The following is a 14,927-nucleotide window of genomic DNA, read 5'->3' on the forward strand; positions in this document are numbered from 1 at the left end:
CAGCCTTTTTTTGTTGCTGTCAATTAAGTCGCACGGCTAGAGTCGGCGCATGCCCGCCAGACCCCAGGCGCCGACGCTGAGCCCGGCCGGCACGCGTGTCCTGCAGCAGCTCGTCATGACCGGCGACGCGTCGCGCACCGCCCTGGCCACCGAAACGGGTCTCACGCCCGGCGCCATCACCCGGGCGGTGCGGCCGCTCCTGGAGGCCGGGCTGCTGGACGAGACCGGCGGCCGCGCGTCGACCGAGGGCGCGCTCGGCAGGCCCGCCACGGTGGTCACCGTGCGGACGGAGGCACACCTCGTGATCGGCATCAAGGTCACCGCCGACCGGATGTTCGGCGTGCTGTGCGACCTGCGGTGCCGCGTGCTGGACGAGCTCACCGTGCCCGTGGGCGACCACGGGCCCGAGGCCCTCGTCGCACAGGTCGCGGACCTCGTGGAGCGGCTGCGGGCCGGGCGCCCCGAGGTCGGCAGCGTCGGCCTGGCCGTGTCGGGCGACGTCGACGCCGCCTCGGGGCACGTTGCCTACTCACCGTTCCTGGGCTGGCACGACGTACCGCTCGGCCAGCAGGTCGCCCGGCGGACCGGCCTGGCGACCACCGTCGAGAACGACGTCCGCGCGCTGCTCACGGGCGAGCGCTGGTACGGCGTGGGGCGAGGGCTGTCCTCGCTCGCGCTCGTGACCGTCGGCACCGGCATCGGCTGCGCGCTGCTGGTCAACGGGCAGGTGGTGCACGGTAGCTTCGGCGTGGCCGGCGAGGTGGGGCACGTGCTCGTGGACCCCGAGGGCCCGCTGTGCCACTGCGGCAACCGGGGGTGCGTCGAGGCCATCGCGGGGTCCGCCTCGATCCTGGAGCGCATGGCGCAGGCCGGGTTCCCCGGTCTGGGCATCGGCGACGTCGCCGAGCTCGCCCGGTCCGGCCAGCCCGACGCCGTCCGGGTGCTCGCCGACGCCGGCAGCGCCGTCGGTACCGGGATCGCCACCATCGCCAACCTGCTCGGCGCCCAGCACATCGTCATCACGGGCGAGGCGATCGGCAGCACCCCGGAGCCCGCCGACGACGAGCGCGACTACGACGTCATGGACCCCCACGTGCGCGCCGCGTTCGAGCAGCGGGCCTTCGGGTCCGCGGCCCGCTCGGCCATCGAGCTGCGCCCCCTGCGGTTCGTCGACTGGGCGCGGGGCGCGGCGGCCTGCGCCGTCGAGGACTTCGTCACGCACTACGGCAGGTCGTGACGGGCACCGTCACCGCCCGTCCGCGCCAGGGTGGAACTCCCGCTCGTACGTCTCCGCGGCCTCGTCGACCACCGCCTGGTCGATGGTCGCGACAGGGGTCGTGCTGACCAGCAGCGGCTCGCAGTCCGGCCCCCGGCCCGCGACCTCGCCGGTCAGCACCCACGGGTACCGGTCGGGCGTCAGCAGATGGGCGTACTGGCACAGCTGCCGCGCCAGCCAGTGCTCGAGCTTCCGGTCCCACCACGGCTCGGGCGTCAGCGAGTTGACGCTGAGCCCGGGCAGCAGGCACCCACTCTCGTGGTCACGGCTCACGGTGGCTGCGTCGGCCACCGGTCCCCCGCTGAACCGGACGTAGAGCGGCGAAACCGCCTCGACCAGCTCCGCCACCTCGGCGAGCGAACGCACGTGCGGTACACCGGGCAGCCTCTCGGTCCCGTCCACTACGCAACACCTCCTCCTCCGGCGCTCCCCGCCATCCGGAAACGCAGGCCCAGGTGGTCCACGGTGGCGGGCAGCGGATCCCGGGCCAGGTACCGCCCGCGGGCCACACGCAGGTCCCGCGTCGCCAGCCGCGCCAGCAGGTGGCTCGCGACCAGGAGCACCACGTTCCGGCCGGGGCACGCGGCCGGACCGCCGCTGAACGGGACGAGCCCCCAGTCGCCGTCGTTGCGGCCGTCCAGCCACGCCTCCGGGACGAACGCGTCGGCGTGCGCCCGCCCGGCCGGGTCGCGGTGGAAGTACGAGCTGACGACGACGAACCCCGTGTGCGCGGGCAGGGTCCGCCGGCCCCAGGCCGTCGGGCCGGTGGACTCGCGCAGCACCACGAACGTCGTCGGCCACAGGCGTACCGACTCCAGCACGCAGGCCCGCGCGTAGGGCAGGAGCGCCGGTCCCCGCACCCCCTGCAACGACGCCGCCGGACCGCCCTGACCCGCCTCCACGAGCACGCGCTCGCGGACCTCGGGCCGGGCGGCGACCATCGCCAGCGCCCGCAGGGTCGCCGCGCCGGCGGCGTCAAACGCGAAGAGCCAGTGCGGCACCTGGCCGACCGCCGTCGCGGGGCCGCTCCGGTGGGCCGAGGCGGCGAGCGAGCCGGGCTCGGGCGCGCGCAGGTAGGACGCGATCCGGCGGTCCAGCTCCTCGCGGAGCCGCGTGCGTCTCGGGTGCAGCCACGACCAGTTGGCATCCCGCCGCAAGGCGTTGAGAATCGCCACGAGCTCACGGTCCCCGCGGGCCTTCGTGCCGAGCACCACCTCCAGCACGACGCCCCACCACGCCTCGTGGAAGGCGTAGGCGTCGAACCGCCCGGTGGTGTCGAGCTGCCGGTTCAGCTCCACCATGCCGCGGCGTACCGCGTCGACGAAGGCGGCACCGTCGTCGTGCACCGGCTGGTCCATCTGCAGCGCATGCTCGTTGAACGGCCGCCGGTGCCAGCGCTCGGTGGTGGACGAGATGAGCACACCCTCGGGCTGGAAGTGCGCGAGCGCACCGCGCTTCTCCTTCGTGGCCGGCGAGAAGGGCTCCGGCGAGTCCTCGAGCAGGCGGCGCACGTCCTCCCGCTCCGTGACCACGACGAACCGCCGCGGCCCGACGCCGAAGGCGAGCGGGGCGCGGTCGTGCCGTTCCCGCAGCCCGCCGAGGACGGCGCGCGCCGTACGGTCCGCCTGGTGCCGCTCCGCCCACGCGGTCGCACGCGGCCGACGGATGATCGCACCCTGGGCGACCAGCGGCGCGAGCACCTTGCCGACGACACGTGCGGCCTCTCCCGGGCTCAGGTCCACGGGCGTACGGTTGGCGGGCGTAGGGATGCCCGTACGGTGGGCGGGCATGCGGTCCGCGGGCGTCGGGCTCATGGCCGGCTCAGCGGTTCGGCGGTTCCTCGGAGATGTCTGCGAGCGCCGACGACGGGTCACGCTCGACGGCGAGGTCGCCGATCGAGACGATGCCGACCGCCATGTCGCCGTCGATCACCGGTACGCGCCGCACCGCGGCGTCGCGCATCACCTCGACGGCGGTGGCGACGGGGTCGCCGGGGCCGACGGTCACGAGCTGTTCGCTCGCGATCTCGCCGACCGTGGCGTCGAGGCCGCGCCCTTCGGCGAGGCCGCGGACCACGAGGTCCCGGTCGGTGATGATGCCGACGATCCTGGACCCGGACTCGACGATCAGTGCGCCGACGTCCCCCGAGGTCATCGCGCGGGCGGCTGCCTCGATCGTGTCTGTCGCGTCGACGCTGGTCGGCGCTGGGGTCATGACATCTGCGACTCTCTGAACCATGTCGCACTCCTCCCTCGGTAGGGCCGACGGCGGGCTGCTTCACCGACATGTCCACCATGCCCCGGTGGCCTGCCGCTCGCATGCCGGCTGTGCCGGCTGGGCTAGCTGGGCGGCGGCGGGACCGGCCGGGCCGCGAGCGCCGTCGCGACCGCGTGCAGGTTGTGCGCCATGAGGCGCCCGGTGCTGTGCGACCATTCGTGGCCGCGCTCGGTCTGGGGGTACTCGTCCCCGGGGCCGGGGCCCTGGTTCCAATAGGTCCAGGCCTGGCCGGGGATCGTGTACCCGATGTCGGCCAGCGCCCCGTTGATCTCGGAGATGACGTGGTGCGCGCCGTCCTCGTTGCCGGTGACGACCACTCCGGCCACCCGGTTGTAGGCGACGGGGGTGCCGTCGCCGGCCGTCTCGGAGAGCATCGCGTCCATGCGTTCGAGCATGCGCTGGGCCATGGACGACGGGTGTCCTACCCAGGTCGGCGTGACGACGACGAGGATCTGCGAGTCGAGGAGCCGCTCATGCACGCGGGGCCACTCGTCCCCCTCCCCCATGTCGGTCTGTACCCCGGGCAGGACGTCGAGGTCGACGAGCCGGACGTGCTCGACGGTGACGCCGCGCTCCTGGAGGGCGTCGGCGACGACCCCGGCGAGCGCCTCGGTGTTGGACGGTTCCGGAGACTTCTTGAGCGTGCAGCTGATGAACAGGGCTTTCATGGGATCTCCTGATCGGGTGGGTGGGTGGTGGTGGGTGGTCAGAGGCGCAGGGCGTCGGCGCCCCGGGCGAGGTCGACGATCAGGGCGCCGGCGACGAGGTAGGTCTGCTCGGACGAGCGCTGGGCCGTGCGGACGACGTCGCGGAGCCTTTCCACGGAGCGGTCGAGCCCGGCGACGGCGTCGGCCGCCTCGTCACGGGCGGCTCCGGCCGCTGCCTGGTCCGCGACGTCCCGGGTGACGGCGGCACGCAGGGCGGTGGCGAACGCCCGCAGGGTGGCGGCGAACTCGGGCCGGAGCCGCTGCCCGAGCGCCACCTCGCCGCGCCCGTCCCGTTCCCACTCGACAAGCAGGCGCACTATCTCGTCGACCACCTCGGCCGACGTGCCGAGGGCGCCGGCCCGGCGGGTCTGGGACGCGATCCAGTACTCGTTGCGCTTGTATCGCACGCGCAGGTTGGCCCGCGACGCCTCACGCGTCCGGGCGACGGCGGCACGGGCGCACTCGACGGTCGGCAGGAGCTGCTGACGGCGCTGCTCCCACTCGTCGGGATCGAGGGTCCCCCGGTCCTCGAGCCAGTTCGCCAGCAGCTCCACCTGCTCGGCCATCCCGTCCCGCAGCCGGCCGAGCGCCAGCTCCGACGGGGTGAGCGGCAGCGGTGGGAGCAGCAGGTTGACGGCGATCCCTATCGACGCGCCGACCAGGATCAGCCCGATGTACGAGCCGATGAACTCCATACCGTCGCCGTCCCCGCCGTTCCCGAGGATGAGCACGAAGATCGACGACATGACGGTCCAGCTGCCCATGTCGCCGAAGATCCGCCAGCCCACGCACAGCAGCGCCAGGCCCACCACCATCGCCAGCTCCACCAGCCCCGGCAGCGGCAGGAGGTGCACCGTCCGGGCGATGAGCGCGCCGACCAGCACCGCGGCGACCGACTGGAGGGACTCGCGCACGGAGCGCACCACCGTGCTGGTGGTGGCGAGCACGGCGCCGAGCGGCGCGTAGTACGGGTACTGAGAGAACGGCTCGGGGGCGAGGAGCCCGACGAACCAGGCGAGGCTGGCCGCGAAGGCACCCTTGACGGCCAGCGACCAGCGCGGGTGGCTCACCCAGGCGCGGTGCGCGGCCGAGAGCGCGCCGACCGGGCGGACCACCGCCAGCGGGAGCCGTTGGTCGGCCATCTCCCGGACCTGCGCGGCGCTCAATCGTTCGGCGCCGCGCCGGATATCTCGGCCAGCGCTGAGAACGGGTCGCGTTCGATCGCGAGGTCGCCGATCGAGATGATGCCCACCGCGTCGTCGCCGTCCATCACGGGGATGCGCCGGACGGCGGCGACCCGCATGAGCTCCACCGCCGTCTCCACGGGGACGCCGGGGCCTATCGAGAGCAGCTCCTCGCTCGCCACCTCGCCGACCATCGTCTCGAGGCCGAGCCCCTCGGCCAGGCCGCGGACCACGAGGTCTCGGTCGGTGACCATGCCGACGGTGGTCGGACCCGCCTGCACGACCAGCGCGCCCACGTCCTGGGCGGCCATCATGCGGGCGGCGGTCTCCAGCGTCTCGGACATGCCGATCGTGGTCGGTGCCGGGGTCATGACGTCTGCGACTGTCTGCTGAGCCATGTCTCGCTCCTTCCCTCGGGTCTGCTTGCCGGGCGTTCTTCACCGTGTCGTGCCGGTGCCCAGCTCGCATCCCGGGGCGGTCAGCCCAGCGGCTTCTCGAAGAACATCTCCGCATACGGGTTGTCCTGGCTGTACGGCGCGATCTCGCGGTAGCCGGCCCGGCTGTACATCGCGATCGCCTCGGTCAGCGCCCCGTTGGTGTCCAGCACGATGCGGGAGCAGCCCAGGCTCAGCGCCTCGCTCTCCAGCCGCCGGAGCAGTCGCGTGCCGAGGCCGGCGCCGCGCCAGCTCGACGCGACCCACATCCGCTTGATCTCGCCCGTCTCCGCGTCGAACCTCCGCACGCCGCCGCAGGCCACGGGGACGCCGTCGCTGGTCGCGACCACGAAGGCGCCGCCCGGCGCCCGCAGTGCGTCGGCGCCCTGCTGCGGCGGGTCGGGCACGAAGCCGCCCGAGAAGCGGCGGTCGAGCTCGGCGTAGTACTCCCCCAGCGCCGCGGTGGCCGCGTCGCTCACCGGGTCCACGACGCGCAGACGCACGGTCGCCGCGCGGATCAGCAGGTCGGCGGTGCCGAGCGCCTCGTCCAGCCGGGCGCGCTGTCGCTCGGTGAGCGGTTCGAGCAGCGTGCGCGCCTTCTGTTCGGAGCGCTCGTCCAGCTCCCGGTACGCCGTCCGCCCGACGGCGGTGAGCCGCACGATCCGCCGACGCCGGTCGGCCGGGTCGGGGCGCACCTCGACGAGCCCGTCGTCGGCCAGCCGGGACAGGAGCCGGGTCAGGTAGCCCGAGTCCAGATCGAGGCGCTCGCGCAGCTCCCGGACCGCCGCGCCGTCGGGCCCCACCTCGAAGAGGAGGCGGGATGCGCCGAGCGGCCGGCCCGTGCCGAGGAACGACTCCTCCAGAGCGCCGATGCGCTGGGTGTAGCTGCGGTTGAAACGACGGACGGTTTCGACGAGGGTCACATCTCTGACTTTAGTCAGAGATTGTGGGGACCGGAACCTGCCGGGTACCGCCCGCTACACCAGGCTGCCGGTGCAGATGCGCATGATCCGCCCACTGCTCAGCGGCTCGCCGTAGAGACGGACCTCGTCGATCGCACCGTTCCAGTGATCGGCCGGCGACCCTTCGACCTGAGAGCGACCTACCTGCACCGGGCCGCTCGCCAGCCAAGGCGATCCCGCGTACGCGGCAGTCCCGGACCCCGGGTCGACGACCGGGATGCCGGTGCCCTCCGGGTCGCGTCCGTCAGGGTCGACAGGCACAGGACACACGGACAGGCTCAGCTCGTTCGTCGACGTCTTGAACACCCCGGTGAGGTGCACCCACTCGCCGGCCGTCACCGGTCGGTCCGATGTGGCCAGCACCGAGCTGCCGCCGTCACCGGCGTACATCCGGAAGCCCCAGCAGGCCTGCAGCCCGTCGGGGCAGCCGTCCCCAGCCGAGAGCCGTTCCAACCGGAACCCCGAACCGACCTCGCCGTCCTGGCTGACCACGGTCTGCGAGTCCGGCGTGACGTCGTCGGCCCGCACGAACGCCGAGGCACTGAACCCCGAGCCGTCGAACATCCTCACCAGCGGCCCGTCCGTGGACGCCGCACCCGCAGGGGTTCCGTCGAACGTCAGCGCCTGGTCGTCCGGGCGGCTCTGGTTCAGCGCGAACGGCCCTGGGGTGCGACCCACCCCCTCCGACAGCCGCAAGGCGTTTCCTGACGCAGTCGCGTCAGGTGTGTAGACGTCGGTCGATCCCGGGATCGGTTCGAACTGGTCCATGTGCCAGCTCGCCGGTGACGCGGGGAAGTCCACCGTGACCGGGCTGAACCTGACGGCGCCGCCGTGGGCCTGCGCGGTGTCGGCCATCGCGGGCGCAGCCACGGGCGCTGCCAGGAGCAGAGCAAGCGCCGTACCGGCCACCCGCCGCGGCCGCAGAGCCGTTCCGAGGCCAAGCGATGTGCCACTCGACATGACTCTTCTGGCTACAGCTCGGACACTCATCACAGGGCCTCCCGACCGACGCGCGACCATTTGCCAGCGAACGACGGGGACCGCACCACTGCGGGCCATGCCATCGAGCTGATTGCCCGTGAGCCTTGTCTACGGCAATGCGTCGGTCAACGTGGACAAACGTCCAGGTCAGATGAATCGAACCGGCATAGCGGCCGTCGGTGATAGCTCAGCAGGGCAATTGATCTCGTTTTGCGCGGGCGAAATGAGACTCCTCGGTGAACATTCACCCGGATCGCAACTTCACCCGGTTCAACGCGAGGAGCCCTCTTGGCCGGGTGCGGCGCTCAAGTGGGGCAATGCGCGTCACCCCTCTCTCAGTTCGGCCAAGTGGACGCCCCCGTCCGTTAGCGTCGCCGGCGCAGGGACCACGAACAGAGCAACGGAGAACAACGATGCGAGCAGTGACTGTCGAGCGATTCGGCGACCCGAGCGGCATGACGGTGACGGACGCCCCCGCCCCGGTTCCCGGACCATGGCAGCTCGTGATCGAGACCCAGGCGATCGGGGTGGGCGGGGTCGACGCCGTCATCCGGCGCGGCACCCTCACCGGCTACGGCTTCACCGAAGGACTGATCCCCGGCGGCGAGGTCGCCGGCACGGTGACCTCGGTCGGGGCGGACGTCGACGGGTCCTGGCTGGGTCGCCGGGTATGGGCGTTCACGGGCGGCACCGGCGGCTACGTCGAGCATGCGGTCGTCCGGGCGGACGACGTCGTCGTGCTCCCCGAGGAGCTGTCGTCCATCGACGCGGTGACCTTCGGCAGCTCGGCGCCCGTGGCGCACTTCGCGCTCGCACACGCGCACTTCGTGTCCGGGGAGTCCGTCCTCGTGCGCGGCGCGGCGGGGAGCATCGGCATCGCGGTCGTGGAGCTCGCGGCACGGGGCGGCGCGAGCACGGTGGCGGTGACGACGTCGTCGGCCGAACGTGGCAGCCGGCTCCGCGACCTCGGGGCGACACACGTTCTCGACCGCACCGGCAGCGGGGACCCGGACGCCCCCGCGTTGTTCGACGTGGTCATCGACATCGTCGGCGGACCGGACACTCCCGAGTTCCTGGACCGGCTCGCGCCGAACGGGCGCCTGGTCGTGGTCGGCGCAGTCGCCGGGTTCCCGCCGCCCGACTTCGGCGCTCGACTCCTGAGCACGTTCCAGCAGTCCCGCTCGGTCGCGACGTTCAGCCTCGACACGGTGCCGACACCGGCGCTGGACGCCGCCCGGACCGAGCTGTTCGCCGCCGCCGTGCGGGGCGAGCTGCATGCCGTCGTGCACGACGTGCTGCCCCTGGCCCAGGCGGCCGAGGCGCACCGGCAGATGGATGCGGGCACGGTGTTCGGGCGGATCGTGCTGGTGCCCTGACGTCGGCCTGGTCGCGGCTCCTGCGGTTGACCGTGTGCCAAGGACACGGTTTCTACTGGGGGCATGGAAACCACTACTGACGCCGGCCCGCGGACCGCCCGGCCAGGCTGGCCCGAGATCCTGGTCGGGATCGCCGCGATGGCCCTGGTGGGATTCGGGCTGCCGTTCGCGACCCGCGGGCTGATCGACCTGACCAGCCCGGCGGGTGGCGCCGCTCTGGCGTGCCTCTCCGGCGTCGCGGGGCTCGCCGGGTTCGGCGCCGCGGCAGCCTTGCGACACCGCTCGTGGCAGGCGTTCGGCGTACGACGGACCAGCGCGCGCTGGCTGTGGATCGGCGTCGCGGGCGGTGTCGTGGCGCTGCTCGCCAAGGGTGTGCTCACCCCGCTCTTCGTCATGCTGACCGACGCCGAGACCGACACTCAGGCCGGCTACGCGGCTGGGGCGAGCAGCGGGGTGTGGCTCCTCGTGGTGACCGCGATCGGGCTGGTGGTGCTGACGCCGATCGGCGAGGAGTTCCTCTTCCGCGGCGTCGTGACCACCGGCCTGCTCCGGTACGGCCCGGTGCTCGCGACCGTCGGGAGCGCGACGATCTTCGCGCTGCTGCACGGGATCAACGTGGTGCTGCCCACCGCCTTCATCGTCGGGATCATCACCGCCGAGCTCCGACGGCGCAGCGACTCGGTCTGGCCGGGTGTGGTGGTGCACGCGCTCAACAACTCGATCACCGTGGTCGCCTATGCGCTCTTCCCGGGGATCGTGTGACCAGCTATCGCTCAGGTCCCGGATGCACCCAGGAGACGTCTGCCGGGCGGGCTCGCCGACGTGGCCGGCGGCCCGGGCCCGTGTTCCGGCCGGGCCGGTAGGCGATCGCGCCTCGGTCTGGACCGGGATGACAGCCGATCGAGTAGCGGCTTCGCGGGACGCGCCCGGGTGGGTCCACGCCGACGGCGGGGGTCCAGCCGGGTGCGCCGTCCGCGGCCTGGACCCTCACCGGGCGTGGCGGTTTGGGTGCGACGGCGACGTAGGTGTGCCCCGTCGGAGCAACCGTCTCGACCGCGTGCCGGCCCTCCACCTCGGTGGCCTCCTGCCGCCACCCCGGCGCCTGCTTGGCGTGATTGCAGCGCGCGCACAGGCCCTGACCGTTGCCCAGGCTGGTCTGACCGCCCTCGGCGAACGGCGTCACGTGGTCGATGTGCCGCACCGGGGCATCGCACCACGAGGTGGCGCAGATGCCCTGTTCACGGGCACGAAGCAGTGCGGAAAGTCCGGGCGGGTGGAACCGGGACACCGACGTGGTCGCCAGCAGGCGACCCCGCGGATCGACATAGATCGAGCGGAGCCAGGCCGCGTCGGCGTCGATCCCGTGCCCGGCGAGCTCGCGAGCGACCGGGGCCGGGACCGCGCCCACCCCCGCAGCAGCCCCCTCGACAACGACCGCCGGCTCCTGGCCGCCGGCGAGCAGCGTCTGGTCGGAGACCAGCAGGTTGATCGTGACGGGTACCTCGTCGGCCTTGCCCGGCTCACGGCCGGCGACCCGCTCGATCAGGACATCAGCCATGATCTGACCCGCGCCCCGCTCGTCACCGGCCGCCTTCGCCGCATCGGCGTGGGCCTTGAGCTGCGCGTACGCCTGAACACCCTGCGCCATCGGCACCAGCGCGGTCAGATAGACCATCAGATCCGGCGCCGGCCGCACCGAGACCCGCCGCTCCGAGACAGCCTTCGCGTTCCGCTTCACACAGGCATGCACGTCGAGCTCGCCCGCCAGCTCCTTGACCTGCGCGATCAGCCGCCGGGTACCCGTCCGGGCAAGTACGGCCAGGTTCGCAGGCCCGCAGATCCGCTCGTCGATCTGCGCCCGGTGCTCCACCGAGAGGTGCGCGGTCTCGCGCACCATGAGCGTCGCGCGCCACTGCGAGAGCACACCGGTGCGCAGCGCGTCGAAGGTGTACGGCATATCGGTGACCCACGCCCGAGCCGTGCCCAGGAACGCTCCTCCCGCATGCGGACTGAGCCGCATCGCCGGACCCACCTGGTTCGGCACACCACGACCCCGCCGCTCCGCCCGGATGCCCTGCCTCGCCTCGTCCGCCTTGGTGGCCTCCTCCAGCGCGACCGCCAGCCGACCTTGGGTCGCCGTCACCGTGTTCTTCACGGCCTCCAGCTCACCGAGCAGGTCCACCCACTCCGCCTGCGCCTCCTTCGAGACGGACGACGCCGTGTCGGTACCGCCTGGCAGGATCATGCCGGCCAGCACCTCACGCAGCGCCCGCACATCGGCCGCACGCAGCACCGCACCATCGCCAGAGGGCAGCACCGGCCCGCGGGGCTGGTCGCCCGCTCCAGATGCACCTCCGGCTGATGTCATGCCATCAACATATGGCACGCACGTTCGCATCGCGCGCTGAACGATGCCCGTACGCCGACGGCAGAACACGCACGCCCCAGGGCCACCCCCACGGGAGACCGCCCCCAGGCCACCATCGCCTAAGACCGCAACGCCGACTCCGGCACAACGGCCCGCCGAGCGGCCTCGGCAACGATGAGGTCCGCGGCCTCCTCCGCCGTCTGCTCCCCTGAGTCGAGCCACCACCCCAGGTCACCCAGCTCCCGCCGCTGGTTCCGCGCCAGCGGAGCGAAGTCGTAGTCCACCCGGGTCTCGACGGCGCGGGTCGCGTTCCGGTGCCGAGCCACCTCGAGAGGCGGGCACAGCACCACGAGCATCAACGGCCGCGACCGCAGGCGTCCGGCGATGAAGCGCAGTTCCTCCCGCGTCTCGACGACGGAGTCGGCGACCGGCGTGAACCCCGCCTCGGCGAAGTTGTCCGCCACCGAGCACAGGTTGATCATCCGGAGCCGCAGCTGATGCTGCCCGTCGGGCCCGGGGTTCCAGCACCCTTCCTCGTCGAGCATGTTCGCTCCGCCGCTGACGAGCATGATCCCGAACACGTCGCCGTCGACCCGCGCGGCCCGCGGCAGCCGCTCGGCCACCAGCTGCGACACGGTCGTCTTCCCAGCCCCGGGTGTGCCGGTGATCAGCAGGCAACCGGCCAGGGTCTCCGCAACGGTCATTCGGCCACCCTCGCAGCGCCGGCAAGGTTTTTAGCTCACGATGCCCGTGCGGCTTCTTCCGCGAGCAGGCGCCCGGCCAGCACGACGACGGCGGCGGCGGGCACCGCGGTCACGCGTGACCGGCCGCGGCCGGCGCGCTCGACGCCTCCCCGGCGCGGTGCCGCGAGCGGTAGGCCGAGACCTTGACCCGGTTACCGCACGTCCGCATGGCGCACCACTCGCGCCGATGACCGCGGGACCGGTCGAGGTAGACCTGCGTGCACTCGGGCCGCCCGCACTCGCGCAGCAGCGCCGCGTCCGGGCCACCCAGGATCTCGACGGCCTCACGCGCCACAGCCGCCATCCCCTGCGCGGCGGTACCCGAGCGCCGCGTACCGTCCGGACCCAGCTGCACCACCACGGGCGCCTGCGCGGCATGCCGGTTCAGGACGGTGACGGCGTCGCCGTCGGCGTCCAGGGGACACCCGGCGATCCGCGCCTCCACGAGCGAGTACACCGACTCGCGCAGCTCCAGCGCCGCGGCAAGGTCGGCGTCGTCAGCGCCGGGGGCGCCGTCGAACATCCCGGACTCCACGAACCAGTCGTCGAGCAGCTCGGGCGTGCCGAGCATCTCGGCGGGTACCGGATTGCGGCGGGCGCGCAGGGTGCCGAGGAAGTCCAGGGCGAGCGTCCCGCACGGGAAGGCGTGGTTCACGTAACCATTCTGACCGGTGACCGGCCGGGGAACAACCCCTTGTAACCATCTTGACAGGTTACTGAGTGCGTGCCACAGTCATTCCCACAGCAGTAACCGTTCAGACCGGTTACACCGTCGAAGGGAACATCATGGAGCTCAAGCTCGAGGTAGTCGTCCTGCCCGTCTCGGACGTGGACCGCGCCAAGGCCTTCTACGAGGGGCTCGGCTGGCGGCACGACGCCGACTTCTCGACCGAGCGCGGCCTGCGCGTCGTGCAGCTCACCCCGCCCGGATCTCCGACGTCGATCATCTTCGGCGAGCACCTGACCGACGCCGCCCCCGGCTCCGTCAGGGGCCTGCACCTGGTCGTCACGGACCTCGCCGCGGCCCGCGCGGAGCTCACCGAGCACGGCGCCGACGTCAGTGAGATCTGGCACGACGAGGACGGCGTCTTCCACTGGGCCGGCACCGTGCACCGGATCTCAGGCCCGCACCCCGAGCACGACAGCTACGCGTCCTTCGCCTCGTTCGCCGACCCCGACGGCAACGAGTGGGTGCTCCAGCAGGTCGTCAACCGCCTTCCGGGCCGCTGAGATGAACCCCGCACAGAACGAGATCCTGCTCGGCCTCCTCAAGCAGGCGGCCGCCGCGCACGGCGTCCACGAGCAGGAGGATCTGGGCGGCGTCTACGACGAGGCCTGGCCCGAGTGGTACGCCGAGCACATGACGCGCGCCCTCGCCGATCAGGGCCTCCGCATCGTCCCCGTCGACACCCGAGCAGGCGGCTGAGCGGGGACCAGAGCGAGCACAGCCACCACCACGCACAGCGCGGCGGTCGTCAGCAGCCCGGCGGAGAAGCTCGTCCCCGCCGCGACGAAACCGACCACCAGGGAGCCGAGCCCTGTCCCCGCGTCGAACCCGATGTTCCAGACGGCGGAGGCGACACTGCGGTCCCGGTCGGGCACGGCGGCGAAGGCGGCGACCAGGGTCAGGTTCTGCAGACTGCCGTAGGCGATGCCAACCACGGTCATACCTGCTACCAGGACGGCGGCGCCCGGGCCGCCGTCGGACAGGGACCAGGCGCACAGGGCGAGGCCACCGGCGCAGAGGACGAGCAGCGGCGGGACGAACCGGCGCGGCCCGAACCGGTCGGCCGGCCCGCCGACCAGCCAGCGCGACAGGGCCGCCGCGGCCGTGAAGCCCAGCAGCCCGAGCACGGCCACCGCCGCGCCGTGCCGGAACTGCGGGGCGAACGTGAGCAGCGCCCCGCCAGGAGTGGTGACGGCGAGCAGGACGAGCGAGGGCAGGACGAGCGCCAGGAGCACCCTCCCCCGTGCCTGCCGCGGTTCGGCGGCCGCGTCCCGGGCGGCGTCCTGCCGGGCGACGACGTCGAGCCGACGGCCCAGGGCCGCCGCGAACGGCACGGCGAGCGCGGGCAGGGCGCCGAGCACGAACACCACCCGGAAGTCGGCGGACTCGGCGATCCAGGCGGCGCTCGGCACGAGCATCAGCTGGGGGACGGCGACCGCGAGCCCGTAGACGCCGATCGCCCGCCCACGCCGGGAGGCGTCGACCAGCTCCGCGATGGCGCTCGCACCGCAGACCGTCACGATGGCGAACCCCGCGCCCCGGACGGCGGACACCGCCAGGATCCCGGCGAGCTGGTCGGTGAGCAGGAGCCCGAGCGAGGGCACGCCGAGCAGCAGCACCCCGGCGACGAGCGTGGTGCGCCAGCCCCACCGACGCAGCGCCCACGGCACCATCGTCTGGAAGGCGACGGTCGCGAGCATCAGGACGGCGTTGACCAGCCCGGCACCGCCCTCGTCGACGCCGCCACGGGTGGCCCACAGGGGCGCCGTCGGCAGCAGGAGGGCGTAGCCGGCGAAACCGAGCAGCGATACCCCGAGCAGCGCCCGCATGCCGGGGATCCGCAGGATGGGCTGCTGCTGCTCGGTCGGGGCGTGGCTCACGTGACCTCACCC

The 14,927-nt window shown here is 72.8% G+C and carries 17 protein-coding genes; 5 read left to right on the forward strand and 12 right to left on the reverse strand.

All coding sequences use genetic code 11. The features are described from left to right. The first annotated feature begins 49 nt into the window (after positions 1-49). Positions 50-1,237 (forward strand): ROK family protein, encoded by a 1,188-nt coding sequence (locus tag ACQEVI_RS03950; RefSeq protein WP_432894910.1) that lies wholly within the window; start codon positions 50-52, stop codon positions 1,235-1,237. Between the two features lie 9 nt (positions 1,238-1,246). On the opposite strand, the gene ACQEVI_RS03955 is transcribed toward ACQEVI_RS03950, so the two are convergent. From ACQEVI_RS03955 to ACQEVI_RS03990, 8 genes are all read right to left on the reverse strand, one after another. After that, a complete protein-coding gene (locus ACQEVI_RS03955; protein ID WP_432894912.1) occupies positions 1,247-1,678 on the reverse strand; it encodes a DUF6098 family protein in 432 nt (143 codons plus the stop codon). Then, positions 1,678-3,090 carry a cytochrome P450 gene (locus tag ACQEVI_RS03960; RefSeq protein ID WP_432894915.1) on the reverse strand — a complete coding sequence of 471 codons (1,413 nt, stop codon included), beginning with the start codon at positions 3,088-3,090 and terminating at the stop codon, positions 1,678-1,680. The genes ACQEVI_RS03955 and ACQEVI_RS03960 overlap by 1 nt, the downstream gene beginning before the upstream one ends. A 7-nt stretch (positions 3,091-3,097) precedes the next feature. Continuing rightward, positions 3,098-3,514 carry a CBS domain-containing protein gene (locus tag ACQEVI_RS03965; protein ID WP_432894917.1) on the reverse strand — a complete coding sequence of 139 codons (417 nt, stop codon included), beginning with the start codon at positions 3,512-3,514 and terminating at the stop codon, positions 3,098-3,100. Positions 3,515-3,615: 101 nt separating this feature from the next. Continuing rightward, positions 3,616-4,221, reverse strand: a complete 606-nt coding sequence (locus ACQEVI_RS03970) for a flavodoxin family protein (protein ID WP_432894920.1) — start codon at positions 4,219-4,221, stop codon at positions 3,616-3,618. Between the two features lie 38 nt (positions 4,222-4,259). After that, positions 4,260-5,402: an FUSC family protein gene (locus ACQEVI_RS03975; RefSeq protein ID WP_432894922.1), complete on the reverse strand. Its 1,143-nt coding sequence runs from the start codon at positions 5,400-5,402 to the stop codon at positions 4,260-4,262. A 20-nt stretch (positions 5,403-5,422) separates the two neighbouring features. Beyond that, the gene (locus ACQEVI_RS03980; RefSeq protein ID WP_432894924.1) at positions 5,423-5,842 is read right to left on the reverse strand and encodes a CBS domain-containing protein; all 420 of its coding nucleotides are present in this window, start codon (positions 5,840-5,842) and stop codon (positions 5,423-5,425) included. An 80-nt stretch (positions 5,843-5,922) separates the two neighbouring features. Next, entirely contained in the window at positions 5,923-6,801 is an 879-nt protein-coding gene (locus ACQEVI_RS03985; protein WP_432894926.1) for a bifunctional helix-turn-helix transcriptional regulator/GNAT family N-acetyltransferase, read from the reverse strand. A gap of 54 nt (positions 6,802-6,855) precedes the next feature. After that, positions 6,856-7,710, reverse strand: a complete 855-nt coding sequence (locus ACQEVI_RS03990; protein WP_432894929.1) for a LamG domain-containing protein — start codon at positions 7,708-7,710, stop codon at positions 6,856-6,858. A gap of 524 nt (positions 7,711-8,234) precedes the next feature. Between ACQEVI_RS03990 and ACQEVI_RS03995 the strand changes: the two genes are divergently transcribed. Beyond that, on the forward strand, positions 8,235-9,197 hold the full coding sequence (locus ACQEVI_RS03995) for a zinc-binding dehydrogenase (RefSeq protein WP_432894931.1): 963 nt from the start codon (positions 8,235-8,237) through the stop codon (positions 9,195-9,197). A gap of 63 nt (positions 9,198-9,260) precedes the next feature. Further along, complete coding sequence (locus ACQEVI_RS04000) at positions 9,261-9,959, forward strand: lysostaphin resistance A-like protein (protein WP_432894933.1); 699 nt, start codon at positions 9,261-9,263, stop codon at positions 9,957-9,959. Between the two features lie 4 nt (positions 9,960-9,963). Here ACQEVI_RS04000 and ACQEVI_RS04005 read toward each other — a convergent pair whose 3' ends face one another. From ACQEVI_RS04005 to ACQEVI_RS04015, 3 genes are all read right to left on the reverse strand, one after another. After that, a complete protein-coding gene (locus ACQEVI_RS04005) occupies positions 9,964-11,442 on the reverse strand; it encodes an HNH endonuclease (protein ID WP_432905785.1) in 1,479 nt (492 codons plus the stop codon). 242 nt (positions 11,443-11,684) lie between these two features. Then, positions 11,685-12,269, reverse strand: a complete 585-nt coding sequence (locus ACQEVI_RS04010; protein WP_432894935.1) for an AAA family ATPase — start codon at positions 12,267-12,269, stop codon at positions 11,685-11,687. A 109-nt stretch (positions 12,270-12,378) separates the two neighbouring features. Next, positions 12,379-12,963, reverse strand: a complete 585-nt coding sequence (locus ACQEVI_RS04015; RefSeq protein ID WP_432894937.1) for a CGNR zinc finger domain-containing protein — start codon at positions 12,961-12,963, stop codon at positions 12,379-12,381. A gap of 131 nt (positions 12,964-13,094) precedes the next feature. Between ACQEVI_RS04015 and ACQEVI_RS04020 the strand changes: the two genes are divergently transcribed. After that, positions 13,095-13,538, forward strand: a complete 444-nt coding sequence (locus ACQEVI_RS04020; protein WP_432894939.1) for a VOC family protein — start codon at positions 13,095-13,097, stop codon at positions 13,536-13,538. Position 13,539: 1 nt separating this feature from the next. Next, positions 13,540-13,734, forward strand: coding sequence for a hypothetical protein (locus ACQEVI_RS04025; protein WP_432894941.1), 195 nt, complete (start codon positions 13,540-13,542; stop codon positions 13,732-13,734). Here the strand turns inward: ACQEVI_RS04025 and ACQEVI_RS04030 are convergent. Beyond that, on the reverse strand, positions 13,689-14,915 hold the full coding sequence (locus ACQEVI_RS04030; protein ID WP_432894943.1) for an MFS transporter: 1,227 nt from the start codon (positions 14,913-14,915) through the stop codon (positions 13,689-13,691). The genes ACQEVI_RS04025 and ACQEVI_RS04030 overlap by 46 nt on opposite strands. Positions 14,916-14,927: the final 12 nt, after the last annotated feature.

It is taken from the genome of Promicromonospora sp. CA-289599, from assembly GCF_050936155.1.
Taxonomy (GTDB): Bacteria; Actinomycetota; Actinomycetes; order Actinomycetales; family Cellulomonadaceae; genus Promicromonospora.